The organism is Pseudonocardia charpentierae (genome assembly GCF_031845345.1).
GTDB lineage: Bacteria > Actinomycetota > Actinomycetes > Mycobacteriales > Pseudonocardiaceae > Pseudonocardia > Pseudonocardia charpentierae.
The window spans coordinates 123972-139925 of the sequence record NZ_JAVREJ010000015.1; the positions used below are offsets into that span (position 1 = coordinate 123972).

Consider the following 15954-nt stretch of genomic DNA (forward strand, 5'->3'; position numbering starts at 1 on the left):
CGACCGGAGATCCGGGGCCACCGCCCGGGTCGGCCCCGAGAGGAACCATGCCGCGACGCCGATCGACCCGAGCCCTCACCTCCGGCCTCCGTGCACTGCTGCCGGATCTGCGGCGCAGGCCATCCCGCAAGCCGAAGGCGGCGCCCGCACGCAAGCCTGCCCGGCAGGCGGCGGCCGGGACCTGGGTCACCGGCAGCCACATCGGCCCCGCGGGTGGGCGCTCCTACGACGTGTACGTCCCGGCCGGGCTGCGGCGGCGCAGCGCCGCACCGCTGGTCGTGCTGCTGCACGGGTGCGGCCAGACGCCTGCCGAGTTCGCGGACGCGACGCGGTTCACCGCGGCCGCCGACCGCAGCGGCTTCCTGCTGGTGGTGCCCCACCAGCAGACGCGCCACCACCCGCAGCGCTGCTGGCGCTGGTACGAGGCGGCGCACCAGCGCCGCGGGGCGGGGGAGCCCGCCGTGATCGCCGGGATCGTCGCGCAGGTCGCCGCCGACGAGATCCGGTGGCGCGTCGACCAGCGCCGGGTCTACGTCGCCGGGATCTCGGCCGGGGGAGCCATGGCGCTCACCGTCGCCGCCGCCTACCCGGACGTGTTCGCCGCGGTCGGCGCCCACTCCGCGCCGGCGTACCGGTCGTCGAGCGGGCCCGCGCAGGCGCTGGCGGCGATGGGGGCCCGCACGGAGGTGCCCGCACCCCTGCCCGGCGCCACCGCGTTGCCGCCGGCGATCGTCGTCCAGGGTCGGGCCGATTCGGTGGTGCGTCCGCAGAACGGCGACCGCGTGGCCGACCAGTGGCTCGCCCACCGCGCCGTGGCGCCCGGCGACGACCCGGTGGTCCGCAGCCGCTCCGACACCGGGAACACCACGGACGGCCGGACCTACCAGGTGCTCCGCTGGTACACCGCGCGTGGCCGCAAGGTGCTGGAGTACTGGTCGGTCGACCGGCTGGCGCACGCGTGGTCGGGCGGGCGCAAGAACGGGTCGTTCAGCGATCCGGCCGGCCCCCGGGCGACGACGCTGATGTGGGCGTTCTTCCGGTTGCACGCCCTGGACCGGCGCGCCGGTCGCCGGCTCGCGCCCGCCGCCGGGGCCTGAGCGGGTCCGGAGGCCCGGGCCACGGGGGAGATCGACCAGGCGGCCGGTGTCGTCGGGCGCGATCCCGACGTCGACGCCGCCGGGTTGCAGGTCCTGGTCGAACATGACCTCGACGTGGTCGGGTGCGGTCGCAAGGACGGCCCCGTCTTCGGGGAGCAGGTGGTGGACCTGCAGGCCGGTCCCGGTGGCGCCCGCCGACCCGGCACCGGGAAACAGGATCGCGAGTCCGGCCAGGAACGCGAGTGCGAGCCGGAGGAGTGTGACGCGCACGAGGGCGGGCACGGCCGCCTCCTTCCGCGGGGATCCGGGACGCGCAGTCCGATCCACCCCAGCAGCGCGCACTTGGGCCGACCTTGGGACCGGGCTCCGACCTGCGCCCCCGTGGGTTGGGGGTGGCCCCCGGCGTTTGTGTACGGCTCAATCAAGGTGGCCGCGGGTCGTCGGGGGCCCGGGACGCAGGAGGGGCGCCGATGGAGCAGACCGCACCGGACGGTGTCGACGGATGCCGCCCGTTCACCGTGCACGTGTTCGGCCACACCACCGTGTCCACGCCCGACCGGACGCTGCGCGCGTCGGACTTCACGGGCGTCAAGCCGCGCCAGATCCTCGAGCTGGTCGCGCTCGGCCGGGGTGAGCCAGTGCGCAAGACCGTGATCGCCGAGCACATCTGGTCCGGCCGGCCGCCGCGGCGCTGGCAGGTCACGCTGGAGAGCTACGTCGCCCTGCTGCGCCGGGCGCTTCAGCCGGGCGTGCCCGGGCGGGCGACGGTGCTGGGCACCACGCCGGGGGGCTACCGCTTCGACACCGAGCGCGTGCGCATCGACCTGCACGACTTCGAGGAACGGATCCGTCGGGCCGGGCACACCGCGCCTGGCCAGGCCCTGCGGTTCTGGGAGAGCGCGGTGAGCATCGCGGACGGCACCCTGCTGGCCACGGAGCCCTATGCCGCGTGGGCGGTCGACGCCCGGCGCGCCCACGAGCGCGCGCTGCACGCCGCCGCCGCGGCAGGGGCCGAGATCGCGCTGGCGCTGCGCGAGGCGGAACGCGCGGTTCCGCTCGCCCGCCTCGCCACCGCTCGACCCGCTGGCCGAGCACGGCTGGCAGCTGCTCATCCGGGCGGAGCTCGCCGCCGGACGGCGTGCCGAGGCTGCGCACGCCTTCCACGCCTGCCGTGCCGGCCTCCGACGCGATCTCGGCCTGGAGCCCGACGTGCGCACCCGCGAGCTCTTCGCCGACGTTCTCGCCGGTCACGCGGTGTGACGTAGCCTCACGCTGTGCCGCGATTGATGATCCCGTAGCCTGACCCGACCGACGCAGCCGGTGCACGGAAACCCCCGTAGTGCGGGCCCGGCGACGGGGAGGTGCGATGGTGGAGCAGGGGCACGACGTCGACGTGGACCGGACGGTCGCCGCCACCGGCCCTGAGCAGGTCGAGCGCCCGGCGCTCCGTGCGCGCACGCTGGCGGACCGGTTGCTCGACGGCGCCGACGGCATCCTCGCCCACGACCACCAGGGCGTCGTCCGCTACATGAACGCCACGGCCCTCGCCCTGCTGCCGGACGTGCGGGTCGGTGAGCTGCTGGGTGGTGCGCTCGATCCGCACCATGTCGAGCAGCCCGCGACGGATGCCGCCTCCCGTGCGACCGAGTTCACCGGAGGCGGGCGGCGCCTGCGCGCACGGCGACAGGCGCTGCCCGACGGCTGGATCGCCTGGTACGTCGACGACGTCACCGAGCAGCACGCGCGGCTGGACAACCTGCTCGCCGAACGGGGCCGGTCGCGGTTCCTCGCCTCGGCAAGCCGTCGCCTGGGCCTGTCCCTGCACCCCGGCCGGACGGCGAAGACGGTGGTCGACCTGGCCGCCGCGGAACTGGCACACGCCGTCGTGATCGTGTGGCCTGCGGTGACCGGCGGCGCGCTCGAATGGGCGGCCGGCGACCGCGGCGGCGCGGTGCGCTCGGGCCGCACCGACGTCGCGGCCCTGCCCGAACCGGTCGCGGCCGCGCTGCGGGGCCAGGAGAGCGACGCCCCGCTGCTGGTCGACGACCTGGACGGCGCGCCGTGGGCGGAGAGCGGGCCGTGGCCGGGTGCTGCGACCGTCGGCGCGGTCGTGTCGCTTCCCGGCAACGGCGTGCCGGCCGGTGCGCTCGTCCTGCTGCGGAACGCCGACGCGGTGTCCGCAGCCGTCGCCCCGGCCGTCGACACCGCTCTCGTGGAGGAGTTCGCGCAGCGCGCGGGGATCGCCATGGCCGCCGCGGCGCTCTACGCGCGGCAGGTGCGCACGGCGGGGGTGCTGCGCGGCAGCCTCCTCCAGCCGGCGCTGCCGCAGGTGCCGGGCCTCACCCTGGGCGCCGCGTACCGGCCGTCGGACGAGGGCATGCTGATCGGGGGCGACTTCTACGACGTGGTGCGCTCCTCGGGTGCCACCACGACGTTCCTGCTCGGCGACGTGTGCGGCAAGGGTGTCGACGCCGCGGTCAGCACGGGTCGGCTGCGCCAGTCGGTTCTCGCGCTCCGCCGGGTCGAGAGCGACCCGGTGCGCCTCCTGGAGATGCTCAACGCCACGATGATCGACGCGAGCCCGGCCGACCGGGCTCCGCAGTTCGTGACCCTGGTGCTCGGTACCGCGACGCCGCTGCCGGACGGCGGCGTCCGCCTGGTTCTCGCCGGTGGCGGCCACCTCCCGCCGCTCCTGGTGCGCGGCGGCCGGGTGGAGCACGTGGACATCGGCGGCATGCTGGTCGGCGCGGTGCCCGACGCGCGTTTCCGGGCCTGCACCGTGGACCTGGCTCCCGGTGAGTCGTGCGTGCTCTACAGCGACGGCGTCACCGAGGCGCACGGCGGGCTCGACGGCCGGCAGGTCTTCGGCGAGGAGCGTCTCGCCACGGTCCTGGCCGGGTGCGACGTGCTGCCCGCCCCCGGCATTGCGGAGCGCATCGCGCAGCACACCGATCGGTGGTTGTCGCCCGGCTACCACGACGACATCGCCGTGCTGGTCCTGCAGGCCCCGATTCCCGTGCCCCGGGCGGCGGGACGCCACCTGCACTCCGTCCACGATCTCTCCGTACACCCCGACCCCGTCGCCCCCGAGGAGATCTCATGACGTCTGCGGCGTCTGCGACTTCCACCCCGTCGACTTCCACCCCGTCGACTTCCACCCCGTCGACTTCCGCACCGCTGTCCGCATCCGCGTCGACCGAGGCCGTGCGGGCGGCCGCGGACGAGTACCTCGACGCGCTCGGGCGTGGCGACGAACTCCGGGCCGTCGAGCTGGTCACCGGCCTTCTCGACGCCGGCAGCTCCCCTCAGCAGGTACTGCTGGAGCTCGTCACGCCCGCCCAGATGTGCGTCGGGCAGCTGTGGGAGTCCGGCCGGTGGAGCGTCGCGCAGGAGCATGCGGCGACCTGCATCGCCGAACGGGTCGTCGCCGCGGTCGGTGCGCGGACCCGGCGCACGGGGAGCCGCGGCCACGTGGTGCTCTCCTGCCTGGACGGCGAGTGGCACGCCCTCACCGCACGCATCGTCGGGGAGGTGCTGAAGCTGCACGACTGGCGGGTGACGTTCCTCGGGGCGAGCGTGCCGCCGGTGCACCTGGTGTCCTTCCTGCACCAGCACGGCCCCGACGTCGTCGCGCTCAGCGCCACGCTGCCGATCCGCCTACCGGCGGCACGGCAGACGGTCGTCGCCGCGCAGCGCACCGGAACCCCGGTGCTGGCCGGTGGCGCCGGCTTCCGTGCCGACGGCTGCTTCGCCCGCAGCCTCGGCGTCGACGCATGGGCGCCCACGGTCCCCGACGCCGTGGCGCTGCTCGACCGCCTGCCCTGGCCGGAACCCGCTGTTCCACGGCCCGCCGACGCGGGTGCCGAGGCCGAGTACGCGGGGGTCCGCGAGCGCCGCGGACGGCTGGTGGTGGCGGCGTTGGAGAACCTGCGCAGCGGCAGCGGGCTGCCGGTGCAGTTGGCCGACTCCGCACTCGACGACGACCTGGGTCAGGCGGTCGACTTCCTCGCCGCCGCCGCGTACTTCGGGGACCGAGGGCTGTTCGCGGACCACGTCGGCTGGCTCGCGCGGGTGTCGGCGTCGCGCGGAGCCTCGGAGGCCGCGCTGGCGGGCGTGCTCGACGCGTTCGGTGCGGAGCTGCACGACTTCCCGTTCGCCCAGGCTTGCCTCGACGCCGGCCGTGAGGCAGCGGCGGGCCGTCCATGACCAGGTCGGACCAGCTCGAGCAGGGGGAGAGCGCGATGAGCGAGCCGCTGCAGATCGAGACGTCCCTCGAGGGTCGTTCGGTGTGCCTGGCGCTGTGCGGCGAACTGACCTACGCCACGGTGCCGGTGTTCGACGAGCACGTGGCCGACGTGTTCGGCCCGACCCGGCCGTGTCTCGTCCTCGACGTCCGCCGCCTGCACTTCTGCGACTCGATCGGCCTCTCCGCGTTGATCGCCGCTCGGCGGCGGGCCGACCTCGCCGGGGGCCGGCTGATCCTGCGGGGGGTGCACGGGATGTTGGAGCGTGTCCTGCACATCACCGGGGCCGGCGCGCTGTTCACGGTCCTCGGCGCCGACCTGGACCAGATCGATCACGCCGCGGGAGGGTCGGAACGCGCCTGACCGTTCAGGGTCGCCAGGCCCTGAGCACGGCGGCGACGAGGTCGTCGGGGGAGATGTCCACCTTCTCCCCGCGGGAGAGCAGGCCGTAGTAGACCGGCCCGACGAGCATGTCGACGGCGAGCTCGTGGTCGATGCCGGCGTCGAGCTCGCCGCGTGCGACGCCGCGCTCCAGCGCCGCGCGCACCGAACGGCGGCGGGGCTGGAAGTAGCGCTCCTGGAAGGCCGCGAGCAGCGCCGGGTCGTCGTGCAGATCCGCGACCAGGCCGGGCAGTACGCGGCCTGCCGCCGTGGCGGCGAAGAGGTGGATCATCTCGCGCAGCCCGGTCACGAGGTCGGAACGCACGTCGCCGAGGTCGGGGAACGGGTCGGCCGACATCACGCGGACCACGGCGTCGGCCACCACGGCCGCCTTGCTCGTCCACCGTAGGTAGAGCGTGGGCTTTCCCACGCCTGCGCTGCGGGCGATGGCGGCGATGGTCAGCTCGGAGTACGACGTGTCGGCCAGGAGGCGGAGCACCGCGGTGAGGATCTCCTCGTCACGGCGGCTGTCGCGGGGTCGTCCGGGCCGGTTCGGCGGCGCTGCCGTCATCACGTCTCGTTCCTGCGGTAGTATCTTTACTGTTAGTTCAGTAATTTATCAGATGACATCCGATCCGAGGAGACTCCAAATGGACGACACGCGTACCGCTGTCCCGGCTCTGACCGCCCTCGCGGAGCGGACCGGCGTGGCGGAGTACCGGCTCGCCATGTTCGGCACCCTGCTCGCCCTGCCCGTGGCGAGCGCGATCATCGCCCTGTTCGTGTGAGTCGGTGACCGCGACGACGGCGGCGGCCGCAGGGTGACACCTGCGGCCGCCGCTGTGTTGTGGGGGCCTCCGGTCAGCCAGCAGTCGGCACCTCGACGACCGCGATGTGGTTGCCGTCGGGGTCGCGCATCATGAACAGCAGCGGGGCGCCCGGCGTGCGCATCGGCTCGGGGTCGACGTCGACCCCGAGCGCGCTGAGCCGCTTGTGCTCGGCCAGGACGTCCGGTGTCTCGACGCCGATTCCGCTCCCGCCGGGCTGGTTGCCCATCGGCGGGTTGAGCGCGAGCCGCGCCCGCGAGCCGGGAGGAGCCACCTCCAGCCAGCGGTGCTCGCCGTTCTCGCCGAACCGCGAGTCGCCGCGGACCTCGAAGCCGAGCTTCTCGGTGTAGAAGGCGAGCGCGGCGTCCTGGTTCGAGACGGTGAACATGACGACGCCGATGTCGGTGACGGTGGTCGGGGTGACGGTGGATCGAGTCATGCCGTTGTGACGGCCTCCCGTGACGGAACTCATCGGTGCCCCTGGGCGGGACATCACCGTGCGCGGTTCCCCGGGCGGCGCCGGGGTAGTCCGGGGCATGGAGCACAACAAGGGTGAGTACCTCGACATGGACGAGGACAAGCGGCAGCAGCTCGACCAGCAGGCCGAGGAGTACGTCGACGACGTCGCGGAGCAGCCCGCGATGAACGCCGAGCCGGCCGCCCGGCACCCCGCCGACGACGGCCGTGCGAGCGGAACTCCGGAACCCGTGGAGTCCTGACCCGTTCCCAGGCCCGGCCCGACCAGGTGGCGGGCCCGGCGTGCGACGATCACGGCGTGCCGGCCCGACCTCCGTCCCGTGGCGCGCTGGTCGCTTCGGCGTTCGGCGCCGCCGCGGTGGTCGTCGCGCTCTGCCCGCCCGGGTCGGTGCAGCACGTCGGGCCGCTCGCGTCGACCCGGCCACTGGCCCGCGTGCTCCCGGCGGCCCTGGGCGTCCCGCCGGGTGGCGACGACCCCGCCGACGCCGCGACTGTGCTGCTGGGGAGCCCGACCGCCTCCCCGACGCCGGCGCCCGCTCCCGATCCGGATGCTCCGACGGCTGCCGACCTGGCGGCGGGCATCCAGCGGCGGACGGTGGCTCCGGCCGGCGGCGGGGAGTTCGACACCGTGCCGGGCTCGGCGGCGGCGCCCGGTCGCGGTGAGGTCCGCACGATCCGCGTCGAGGTCGAGCGCGGTCTTCCTGTCGACGGAGCGCGCTTCGCGGAGTTCGTCCTCGCCACCCTGAACGACGACCGCGGCTGGGGCCACGACGGTGCGATGACCTTCGCCCGCACCGACGGCGATGCGCCGATCACCGTCGTCCTCGCGAGCCCGGACACCAGCGCGCGCCTCTGCGGCGACCTGCGCACCCACGGCACGCTCTCGTGCCGCAACGGCCCGCGCGCCGTCCTGACCCTCCACCGCTGGGTCAACGCGACCGACGAGTACGCCGACAACGTCACCGGCTACCGCCAGTACGTGGTCAACCATGAGGTCGGCCACGCCCTCGGCCACGGCCACGAACTGTGCCCCGGCCCCGGCCGGCCCGCGCCGGTGATGCAGCAGCAGACGCTGGGTCTCAAGGGCTGCACCCAGAACCCGTGGCCGCACCCGGCAGACGTGCCGTCACCGGCACCCTGAACAGGGCGACCCCTACCATCGGCACGGTGAACGCCCTGCTCCCGCGCCTGCGCCGCGGAACCACCGTCGCCGTCCTCGCCCTGGTCCTCGCCGGTGGCTCACTCGCCGGTTGCAGCAGCGGCGGGGGCGGCGGCAACACGTCGTGCGGGGTGGACGGCTGCACCGTCACGTTCCCGCGGTCCGGTTCGGCGGAGGTGTCCGTGCTCGGGGTGAGCGCGCGCCTGGTCCGGGTCGACGCCGACATCGCGCAGATCGAGGTCGCGGGCCAGACCGTGCAGGTGCCGGTCGGCGGGCAGACCGAGGTGGGCGGCTTCGTCGTGCGCGTGCAGGAGGTCAACGACCAGCAGGTGGTCGTCAAGATCTCGGCCTGACCCGCCGGGAGCGGCGGCGCCGGGGAGGGGTTGCCGGCGCCGCCGCAGACCGGTCAGCGCACCGTCACGACGGTGCGCATCCAGGGGTGGAAGATGCACTGGTACTGGTGGACGCCCTTGGCCGGTACCACGTCGAGGCCCGGCGAGCCCGGTCCCACGCCCGACGAGCCGATGTCGCCGAAGCCGACGGCGCTGCCGTCCGGCTTGACGGCCGTGGGCGCGTTGTCCACGGCGACGTTGAACGGTGGGACCACGCCGCTCCCGAACGTCTTCACCTCGGTGAAGGTGTGCAGGATGCCACCCTGGTTGACCACGTGCAGGGAGTCGCCGGCGTCGATCGTCTCCTTGCGGTTGTTGATCCACCACGCGCCGCTGCCGCCGCGCTGCAGGTCGGCGGTGAACCGGTCGACGGTGACGGATCCGTCCTTGACGCAGAAACCGTCGCCGAAGGTCGCGTTGAACGTCTCGATGTCGCACTGGTCGAGCAGCCGCATGGTCTTCGCCTGTGGACCTGCGGCGCCGGCGGCCGGCGCGGCGAGCACCAGCGAGGCCGCGGCGGCGGCCCCCAGCGCGAGAGCGGTGACGGAACGGCGGATCGTGAAGCGGGAGCTCACGTGGTGCCTCCTGGACGCGGATCGGTTGACGCGTCGAGTCAAATTGCTCCCCCGCCTTGGGGCGACCTTGGGGTCACCGTCCGGTGTGGACGTCGGGCCGCCCGCACGTGCACCGGCGACGGTCGGGTGCCAGGCTGATCCCATGAGTGACGAGCAGTGGTTCTACTGCCTGAAGCACCACACCGTGGAAGGTCCGGACGGCTGCCGTGCCGCCGACCGGCTCGGGCCGTACCCGGACAAGGAGACGGCGTCGCGCGCCCTGGAGATCGCCCGCGAGCGGACCGAGTCCGCGGACCGGGCGGACGAGGAGTGGAAGGAGCGCGGCGCCGCCCCCCGGGGCGGGTCGGATGCCTGACGCTTCCCGCCCCGCCGCGCGCACAGCTGCCGACGAGCGGCCCGCTCGTCCGACAGGTTCCGACGAGCGGGCCGTTCGTTCGGTCAGACCCGGCGTAACGCGGCGAGCAGGAGGATCGCGGCGATCTTCTCCTCGGTCAGCTCGCTCCACCTGATGCCGTCAGCAGCCCGGCGGCGGTCGCGAGCGCGAACTCGAGGTCGGCGAACCCGCCGCCCTCCCCCAGCCGCCGCCCGTCCTCGCCGACCGCCACGCACCCGGTGACCACCAGGTCGACCGGTCTCAGCTCCTCCAGCGCGGCCCGGCGCACCGGCAGCTGAGCGGAGTCCGGGTTCGCCTTGACCGTCTCCGCGCGCTTCCACCCGGCCGTCTCACGCAGCCTGCGTGCTGCCGCCTCCGCACCGACGAAGTTCGAGATCCGGTTGCGCGCGCCCGGGAACCGCGCGACCCGGGCCGCCGTCAAGGCGTCCCACACCTCGTCGCGCAGCGCCGACTTGGCGGCCAGCAGTGCCGGGTCGCCGCCGGCGTCGCGGTCGTGCCGACGGGGAGTGCGGGCCCCGGGCCCACTCACGGCGACGAGCGCAGCCAGCGGAAGCCGTACGGCGGCAGCGCCACCTCGAGCGTGCCGTCGTCCGGGACCGTCTCCGTCGACCCGTCCGCGGCGAGCACGTCGTAGAGCTCGCATCCGCCGAGGCCCTTCAGCGGGAGCGCCGCCGTGACCTTCCGGTCGCCGACGTTGTGCAGCGCCACGATCGAGACGCCGTCGACGTCACAGCGGTGGGCGAGCACCGACCCCGCGTCGGGGCCGGGGTCGAGGACCTGCGCCGTGCCCCAGGCCAGCTCGGGGCACGCGCGGTAGGACTCGACGAGGTGGCGGAAGAACGACAGGAGCGAGTCGGGGTCGCGCGACTGGTCGCGGACGTTGACCTGCTCGGGACCGAACGGCTCGGCGGCCAGGGGCTCCGGGAACGTCGAGGGGTCCGCCGTCGAGAAGCCGCCGCCGGGCTCGGACGTCCACTGCATCGGCACGCGCACCGCGAGCCGGCCCTCGGCGGCCAGGTTGTCGCCCAGACCGATCTCCTCGCCGTAGAACAGCACCGGCGTGCCCGGCAGGGCGAACAGCAGGCTGTAGACCAGCCGGATCCGGCGCTGGTCGCCGTCGAGCATCGGCGGCAGGCGCCTGCGGATCCCGCGCCCGTAGAGCTGCATGTCCTTCTCGGGCCCGAACGCGTCGAACACCTCTTGGCGCTGGGCCTCCGAGAGCTTGTCCAGGGTCAGCTCGTCGTGGTTGCGCACGAAGGTGGCCCAGTGCCCGTCCTCGGGTGGCTGCGGCCGCTGCTTCAGCGCCTCGGTGAGCGGCCCCGCGTCGCCGCGGGCCAGCGACAGGTACATCGCCTGCATGCCGATGAAGTCGAAGCACATGGTCAGCTCGTCCGTGCTGCCGCCGCCGTCGCGGGCGCCGAAGAACTGCATCAGGTCGGGATAGGGCAGGTTGACCTCGCCGAGCAGCACCGCCTCCCCGTTGCGCCTGCGCAGGAACGCCGACAGGTCGGCCAGGTAGTCGTGCGGGTCGGGCAGCGCGAGCTTGTCCTGCTGGCGCTTGGTCTCGATGAGGAAGTTCACCGCGTCCACCCGGAACCCGGACAGGCCCAGCTGCGTCCAGAAGCCCATGATCCGCGCGATCTCGTCGCGGACCTCGGGGTTCGCGACATTGAGGTCGGGCTGGAACTTGTAGAACTGGTGCAGGTAGTACTGGCCGGTCTTCTCGTCCAGCTCCCAGATGCTGGTCTCCTGGTCGGGGAAGACGACGCCCTCGGCCGCGTCGGCGGGCTCCTCGTCGGACCAGATGTACCAGTCGCGCTTGGGCGAGTCGCGGCTGCTGCGCGCCTCCACGAACCACGGGTGCTCGTCGGAGGTGTGGTTGACCACCAGGTCGGCGATCACGCGCATGCCACGGTCGTGGGCCGTGCGGACCAGCTCGACGACGTCGCCGAGCGTGCCCAGCCGCGGGTCGACGCCGTAGAAGTCGCTGATGTCGTAGCCGTCGTCCTTGTCCGGCGACGGGTAGAAGGGCATCAGCCAGATGCACGTGACACCCAGGCGGTGCAGGTGGTCGATCTGCTGGATCAGGCCGCGGAAGTCGCCGCAGCCGTCGCCGTTGCCGTCGGCGTAGGTCTCGACGTCCAGGCAGTAGACGACGGCGTTCTTCCACCACAGATCCGACGTCTGCGTCAGTCTCATGCCGCACTCCTCAACTGGGGGAGGACCTTCTCGCCGAACGCTGCCACGAACGCCTCCTGCTCCTGACCGACGTGATGCAGGAAGATCTTGCCGAACCCCAGCTCGGCGTACTCGGCGAGCCGGGCGGTGTGCGCCCCGAGGTCCGCGGAGACGTTGACGACCTGCGTGACCTTCTCCATCGGCACGTCCTCGCTGATCGCGTCGAACGTCGCGGCGAGGTCGACGTCCCAGCAGACAGGCGGTGGGAAGACGTTGCTGCGCCACTGTTCGTACGCGAGCGCCTCGGCCTCGCGCTGGTCGGGCGCCCAGGACAGGTGGACCTGCAGGGCGAGGTCGCCCCGGCCCCCGGCGTCGCGGTAGGCCGCGACCATCCGGCGCAGCGTCTCGACGGGTGCGTTGACGGTGATCAGCCCGTCCGCCCACTCCGCGCACCACGCGGCCGTCGCCTCGCTGACCGCGGCGCCGAAGAGCGGTGGCGGTTCGGCAGGCCGGCTGTAGACCGTCGCGCGGTCGACCTTGACCAGCCCGTCGTGGCTGACCTCCTCGCCGCGGAGCAGGGCGCGGATGATGTCGACGCACTCCCGCAGCCGGGCGGCACGCACGTCCTTGCGCGGCCAGCGGTCGCCGGTGATGTGCTCGTTGCTGGCCTCGCCCGTGCCCAGTGCCGCCCAGAACCGGTCCGGGTACATCTCGGTGAGTGTGGAGATCGCCTGGGCGATGATCGCGGGGTGGTAGCGCTGGCCGGGAGCGTTGACGATGCCGAAGGGCAGCGAGGTCGCCTGGAGGGCGGCGCCCAGCCACGACCACGCGAACGCCGAGTGGCCCTGCCTGGCGCTCCAGGGCGAGAAGTGGTCCGACGACATCGCGGCGTCGAACCCGGCTGCCTCGGCCTGTTGGCAGGCGGCGAGGAGTGCGCTGGGATGGACCTGTTCGTGGGAGCAGTGCAACCCGAATACCGGCATGTCGGGCAGTACCCGTCCGGGTGACCCTGTGACACACCCGACCTCCGGACATCGGCCGGGAAGGTGGGGGTACCGAGGAACTCGTGATCGCACTGTTCTCCAGCCGCCTCGGCTGCCTCGGATCGCTGCTGGTGTCGGCTCTGCTGACCGGATTGGTGATACTGGTGCTGTACAGGTAGGACCGGATCTCACGATCGAGGAGCGCCATGACCGAGCCCGCCCCGGACGCCGCGGCTCCCGCGGAGTCGTCGAACGGCAAGGGTGCAGCCGGCCGTCGTCCTGCTCCGCGTGCCGCAACCCGTCGCACCGGCACGACACGTGCCCGTGCCGCGGCCGCCGAGCCGACGCCGTCGTCGCCGTCGGTCGAGCGGGGCCCGCGCGGCTCCCGGGGACCGGCGGGCGAGCGCGGTGAGCCCGGTGCGGCAGGCGGGCGCGGTGAGTCGGGTCCTGCGGGTCCGGCCGGCGAGCAGGGTCCGGCCGGTGAAAGAGGTCCGGCGGGCGAGCGTGGCCCTGCCGGCGAGCAGGGTCCGGCCGGTGAAAGAGGTCCGGCGGGCGAGCGTGGCCCTGCCGGCGAGCAGGGTCCGGCTGGTGAAAGAGGTCCGGCGGGCGAGCGTGGCCCTGCCGGGCCGGCCGGTGCGCGTGGTCCCGCAGGCGAGCCCGGCACGGCCGGTCCCGCCGGCCAGCGCGGGCCCGCGGGCCCGCCCGGCGAGCCCGGCCCCGCAGGCCCTCCCGGGCCGGGCGCGGAGCGGAGGTCCGCCACGTCTGCCGATCTGATGGCCGAGTTCGCCGTCCTCCCGCTGCGTATTGCGATGGCGATGGCGGATGAGGTGTTCTCGGTGACCCGGAAGTCGATCGACCTGTTCAAGGCGGACTCCGACCGGCACTGACACCGGTACTGACCCGCACACAGCAAACGGGGCTCGTACCCAGGTCACAACCTGGGTACGAGCCCCGTTTCCTCCGTGGAGGTTCCTCTGTGCGGGCGGGGATCAGGCCGGCTTGCCGCCCAGGTGGTCCTTCAGCTCCTTCATCACCGTGTTCGGGCCGTCGACCTCGCGCAGCCCCTGCAGCGCGTCGACCAGGTCGGCGTCGGCGCCGTTCTTCTTCGCCAGTGCGGAGAGCGCCTTCCCGTCCATCGGGTAGTCGGCGCCCTTGAGCGCCTTCTGCACCTCCGTCACCTGGAACGACGGGCCGTCGACGTCCTTGTACTGCTTCTGGTCCTTGGAGTTGCCGCCGGGCGTCGGGCCGCCCAGCGAGCCCTTGAGCTCCTGCATGACGGTGTTGGGCCCGTCGACCTCGCGGAGTCCCTGCAGCGCGTCGACGAGGTCGGCGTCGGCGCCGTTCTTCTTCGCGAGCGTGGAGAGAGCCTTGCCGTCCATGGGGTAGTCGGCGCCCTTCAGCGCTTTCTGGACCTCGGTCACCTGGAATGCCATGCGGCGGAACTACCCCACTTGCGAGCGGTCACGCACCGGTCACCGCTCCGGTGTGACCGCCGGGCTGTGGGGGTCTGCCAGGTCGTCGGCGGTGGGCGTCGGCGGAGCGACGCGCACCCGCGCCACGCGCCTGCCGTCCATCTCGACGACCGTGAACCGGTGGCCGTGCGCCTCGAACCCGTCGCCCACGTCGGGCACCCGGCCCAGCTGGGTCTGCACGAAGCCGGCCAGCGTCTCGTACGGTCCCTCGGGCAGGACGATGCCGGTGGCGTCGCTGAGCTCCTCGCGGTGGAGCAGTCCGTCGAACTCGGAGCTGTCGGAGCCGGCCCGGGCGGCGGGGTCGTACTCGTCCTCGATCTCGCCCACCAGCTCCTCGATGATGTCCTCCATCGTGACGATCCCGTCCGTGCCGCCGTACTCGTCGACGACCACCGCGAGGTGCGTGCGGTTCGAGCGCATCTCCGTCAGCGCGGCCAGCACGGGCTTGCTGCCCGGCAACAGGGGGACGGGGCGGGCGATGTCGCCGACCGTCCGTGCCGCCGCCGTCCCGGCCCCGGTCATGTCCTGCCGGTCCATGAGCACGGTGGTGAAAAGGTCGCGCACGTGCACGACGCCGACGATGTCGTCGACGGTCCGGCCGGTGACCGCGTAGCGGGAGTGCGGCTTGTCGAGCACGTGTCGGGCCGCGTCGGCGAGCAGGGTGTCGGCGGAGAGGAACTCGACCTCGGTCCGCGGCACCATCACCTCGTTGAGCTGGCGGTCCGCCGCGCCGAACACGTCGGTCAGTACGCGGCGCTCCTCGGCGTCGAGATCGCCGTGCGAGCTCACCATGTCGCGCAGCTCCTCCTCCGTGACCTCCTCGCCCCCGGCCCGTGGGTCCATGCCCAACATCCGCACGACGACGCTGGTCGACGCCGACAGCAGCCAGACGATCGGCCGGGTCAGCGTCGCCACCCGGTCGAGGGTCGGGGCGACGAAGAGCGCGACTCCCTCGCCACGCTGCAGGGCCAGCCGCTTGGGCACCAGCTCGCCGAGCACCAGCGACAGGTAGGAGATGAACGCCGTCACGGCGACGAAGGCGACCGTGCCCGCGACGCCGACGGGCATGCCCCACCCGGAGAGCACCGCGGCCAGCGGCTCGGACAGGGTCGACCCGCCGTACGCGGAGGCGAAGAAGCCGGCGAGGGTGACTCCGACCTGCACCGACGCCAGGAAGCGGTTCGAGTCGGACCGCAGCTTCCGGACGCGGTCGCCGCGCTTCCCGGGCAGCCGGTCGACCTGGCTGTCGCGCAGCGAGACCAGCGCCAGCTCCGACGCGGAGAAGTAGCCGCCGACGAGGACGAAGACGAGGACGAGCGCGAGGCTGGTGAGGACGCCGTTCACCACGTCAGCATTCCCCAGGGGCGGGTCGCCTCAGTAACCCGGGCGAACGGGACGGCGCGGTGCGGGCAGACTGGCGGCATGGCGACGTGTACCCATCTCGACACGCTCAACGACGTGCAGCCCAGCGACGACGGCTGCCACGAGTGCCTGGCCGCCGGTGGGCGGTGGGTGCACCTGCGGATGTGCCAGGAGTGCGGGCACGTCGGGTGCTGCGACAGCTCTCCGAGTCGGCACGCCACCGCGCACTTCCACGGCACGGAGCATCCGATCGTCCGCTCGTTCGAGCCGGGCGAGGAGTGGTTCTACTGCTACGCGGACGACCTCGCGTTCGAGATCGACGGCGCGGAGCCCGCCCCGTCGCACTCCTGAGCCTCGTCCCGGTCGACGTACCCGGCGGCCCCGTGCTGGGATGGCGTCGACCACCATGATCG

At 73.3% G+C, this 15954-nt stretch carries 20 protein-coding genes; 12 read left to right on the forward strand and 8 right to left on the reverse strand.

The annotated features are described in order from the left end of the window. Positions 1-47: 47 nt before the first annotated feature. The 5 genes from RM445_RS20590 to RM445_RS20610 all read left to right on the forward strand — a co-directional run bounded on the left by RM445_RS20590 (position 48) and on the right by RM445_RS20610 (position 5704). The gene (locus RM445_RS20590) at positions 48-1097 is read left to right on the forward strand and encodes an extracellular catalytic domain type 1 short-chain-length polyhydroxyalkanoate depolymerase (RefSeq protein ID WP_311558431.1); all 1050 of its coding nucleotides are present in this window, start codon (positions 48-50) and stop codon (positions 1095-1097) included. Positions 1098-1567: 470 nt separating this feature from the next. Beyond that, complete coding sequence (locus RM445_RS32760; protein WP_311558432.1) at positions 1568-2362, forward strand: hypothetical protein; 795 nt, start codon at positions 1568-1570, stop codon at positions 2360-2362. 101 nt (positions 2363-2463) lie between these two features. Beyond that, on the forward strand, positions 2464-4200 hold the full coding sequence (locus RM445_RS20600; RefSeq protein WP_311558433.1) for a PP2C family protein-serine/threonine phosphatase: 1737 nt from the start codon (positions 2464-2466) through the stop codon (positions 4198-4200). Next, positions 4197-5303, forward strand: a complete 1107-nt coding sequence (locus RM445_RS20605; protein ID WP_311558434.1) for a cobalamin B12-binding domain-containing protein — start codon at positions 4197-4199, stop codon at positions 5301-5303. Before RM445_RS20600 ends, RM445_RS20605 begins: the two co-directional genes overlap by 4 nt. Next, positions 5300-5704 (forward strand): STAS domain-containing protein, encoded by a 405-nt coding sequence (locus RM445_RS20610; protein ID WP_311558435.1) that lies wholly within the window; start codon positions 5300-5302, stop codon positions 5702-5704. Before RM445_RS20605 ends, RM445_RS20610 begins: the two co-directional genes overlap by 4 nt. Before the next feature lie 4 nt (positions 5705-5708). Here RM445_RS20610 and RM445_RS20615 read toward each other — a convergent pair whose 3' ends face one another. Then, positions 5709-6293, reverse strand: coding sequence for a TetR/AcrR family transcriptional regulator (locus tag RM445_RS20615; protein WP_311558436.1), 585 nt, complete (start codon positions 6291-6293; stop codon positions 5709-5711). Between the two features lie 79 nt (positions 6294-6372). On the opposite strand from RM445_RS20615, the gene RM445_RS20620 reads away from it, so the two are divergent. Then, positions 6373-6510: a hypothetical protein gene (locus tag RM445_RS20620; RefSeq protein WP_311558437.1), complete on the forward strand. Its 138-nt coding sequence runs from the start codon at positions 6373-6375 to the stop codon at positions 6508-6510. A 73-nt stretch (positions 6511-6583) separates the two neighbouring features. Here RM445_RS20620 and RM445_RS20625 read toward each other — a convergent pair whose 3' ends face one another. After that, the gene (locus RM445_RS20625; RefSeq protein ID WP_311558438.1) at positions 6584-6988 is read right to left on the reverse strand and encodes a VOC family protein; all 405 of its coding nucleotides are present in this window, start codon (positions 6986-6988) and stop codon (positions 6584-6586) included. A 58-nt stretch (positions 6989-7046) separates the two neighbouring features. Here RM445_RS20625 and RM445_RS20630 point away from each other — a divergent pair, with 58 nt between their 5' ends. From RM445_RS20630 to RM445_RS20640, 3 genes are read left to right on the forward strand one after another with little or no spacing between them, the layout of a single operon-like run. Further along, positions 7047-7268 (forward strand): hypothetical protein, encoded by a 222-nt coding sequence (locus RM445_RS20630; RefSeq protein WP_311558439.1) that lies wholly within the window; start codon positions 7047-7049, stop codon positions 7266-7268. A gap of 56 nt (positions 7269-7324) precedes the next feature. Next, positions 7325-8167: a DUF3152 domain-containing protein gene (locus RM445_RS20635; RefSeq protein ID WP_311558440.1), complete on the forward strand. Its 843-nt coding sequence runs from the start codon at positions 7325-7327 to the stop codon at positions 8165-8167. Between the two features lie 26 nt (positions 8168-8193). Continuing rightward, on the forward strand, positions 8194-8538 hold the full coding sequence (locus tag RM445_RS20640) for a hypothetical protein (RefSeq protein WP_311558441.1): 345 nt from the start codon (positions 8194-8196) through the stop codon (positions 8536-8538). 53 nt (positions 8539-8591) lie between these two features. Here RM445_RS20640 and RM445_RS20645 read toward each other — a convergent pair whose 3' ends face one another. Beyond that, positions 8592-9152 carry a cupredoxin domain-containing protein gene (locus tag RM445_RS20645; protein WP_311558442.1) on the reverse strand — a complete coding sequence of 187 codons (561 nt, stop codon included), beginning with the start codon at positions 9150-9152 and terminating at the stop codon, positions 8592-8594. A 142-nt stretch (positions 9153-9294) separates the two neighbouring features. Here RM445_RS20645 and RM445_RS20650 point away from each other — a divergent pair, with 142 nt between their 5' ends. After that, entirely contained in the window at positions 9295-9507 is a 213-nt protein-coding gene (locus RM445_RS20650) for a hypothetical protein (RefSeq protein ID WP_311558443.1), read from the forward strand. Positions 9508-9643: 136 nt separating this feature from the next. Here RM445_RS20650 and RM445_RS20655 read toward each other — a convergent pair whose 3' ends face one another. Genes RM445_RS20655 through RM445_RS20665 form a run of 3 tightly spaced genes read right to left on the reverse strand, consistent with a single transcriptional unit; the run spans position 9644 to position 12707 of the window. Beyond that, a complete protein-coding gene (locus RM445_RS20655; protein WP_311558444.1) occupies positions 9644-10075 on the reverse strand; it encodes a 5-formyltetrahydrofolate cyclo-ligase in 432 nt (143 codons plus the stop codon). After that, entirely contained in the window at positions 10072-11745 is a 1674-nt protein-coding gene (locus RM445_RS20660; protein WP_311558445.1) for an alpha-amylase family protein, read from the reverse strand. Before RM445_RS20660 ends, RM445_RS20655 begins: the two co-directional genes overlap by 4 nt. Further along, complete coding sequence (locus RM445_RS20665; protein WP_311558446.1) at positions 11742-12707, reverse strand: TIGR03885 family FMN-dependent LLM class oxidoreductase; 966 nt, start codon at positions 12705-12707, stop codon at positions 11742-11744. Before RM445_RS20665 ends, RM445_RS20660 begins: the two co-directional genes overlap by 4 nt. A gap of 206 nt (positions 12708-12913) precedes the next feature. Here RM445_RS20665 and RM445_RS20670 point away from each other — a divergent pair, with 206 nt between their 5' ends. Beyond that, positions 12914-13594, forward strand: a complete 681-nt coding sequence (locus RM445_RS20670; protein ID WP_311558447.1) for a collagen-like domain-containing protein — start codon at positions 12914-12916, stop codon at positions 13592-13594. 102 nt (positions 13595-13696) lie between these two features. Here the strand turns inward: RM445_RS20670 and RM445_RS20675 are convergent, their stop codons facing one another. Then, a complete protein-coding gene (locus RM445_RS20675) occupies positions 13697-14140 on the reverse strand; it encodes a DUF2795 domain-containing protein (protein WP_311558448.1) in 444 nt (147 codons plus the stop codon). A gap of 39 nt (positions 14141-14179) precedes the next feature. Then, positions 14180-15523, reverse strand: coding sequence for a hemolysin family protein (locus RM445_RS20680; RefSeq protein WP_311558449.1), 1344 nt, complete (start codon positions 15521-15523; stop codon positions 14180-14182). Between the two features lie 78 nt (positions 15524-15601). On the opposite strand from RM445_RS20680, the gene RM445_RS20685 reads away from it, so the two are divergent. After that, positions 15602-15892 carry a UBP-type zinc finger domain-containing protein gene (locus RM445_RS20685; protein WP_311558450.1) on the forward strand — a complete coding sequence of 97 codons (291 nt, stop codon included), beginning with the start codon at positions 15602-15604 and terminating at the stop codon, positions 15890-15892. Positions 15893-15954 lie beyond the last annotated feature (62 nt).

Coding starts and splice junctions, on each gene's coding strand:
- RM445_RS20685 (WP_311558450.1), top strand. CDS start 15,602: ATGGCGACGTGTACCCATCTCGACACGCTCAACGACGTGCAGCCCAGC.
- RM445_RS20650 (WP_311558443.1), top strand. CDS start 9,295: ATGAGTGACGAGCAGTGGTTCTACTGCCTGAAGCACCACACCGTGGAA.
- RM445_RS20610 (WP_311558435.1), top strand. CDS start 5,300: ATGACCAGGTCGGACCAGCTCGAGCAGGGGGAGAGCGCGATGAGCGAG.
- RM445_RS20620 (WP_311558437.1), top strand. CDS start 6,373: ATGGACGACACGCGTACCGCTGTCCCGGCTCTGACCGCCCTCGCGGAG.
- RM445_RS20625 (WP_311558438.1), bottom strand. CDS start 6,988: ATGACTCGATCCACCGTCACCCCGACCACCGTCACCGACATCGGCGTC.
- RM445_RS20675 (WP_311558448.1), bottom strand. CDS start 14,140: ATGGCATTCCAGGTGACCGAGGTCCAGAAAGCGCTGAAGGGCGCCGAC.
- RM445_RS32760 (WP_311558432.1), top strand. CDS start 1,568: ATGGAGCAGACCGCACCGGACGGTGTCGACGGATGCCGCCCGTTCACC.
- RM445_RS20660 (WP_311558445.1), bottom strand. CDS start 11,745: ATGAGACTGACGCAGACGTCGGATCTGTGGTGGAAGAACGCCGTCGTC.
- RM445_RS20600 (WP_311558433.1), top strand. CDS start 2,464: ATGGTGGAGCAGGGGCACGACGTCGACGTGGACCGGACGGTCGCCGCC.
- RM445_RS20670 (WP_311558447.1), top strand. CDS start 12,914: ATGACCGAGCCCGCCCCGGACGCCGCGGCTCCCGCGGAGTCGTCGAAC.
- RM445_RS20605 (WP_311558434.1), top strand. CDS start 4,197: ATGACGTCTGCGGCGTCTGCGACTTCCACCCCGTCGACTTCCACCCCG.
- RM445_RS20590 (WP_311558431.1), top strand. CDS start 48: ATGCCGCGACGCCGATCGACCCGAGCCCTCACCTCCGGCCTCCGTGCA.
- RM445_RS20615 (WP_311558436.1), bottom strand. CDS start 6,293: ATGACGGCAGCGCCGCCGAACCGGCCCGGACGACCCCGCGACAGCCGC.
- RM445_RS20665 (WP_311558446.1), bottom strand. CDS start 12,707: ATGCCGGTATTCGGGTTGCACTGCTCCCACGAACAGGTCCATCCCAGC.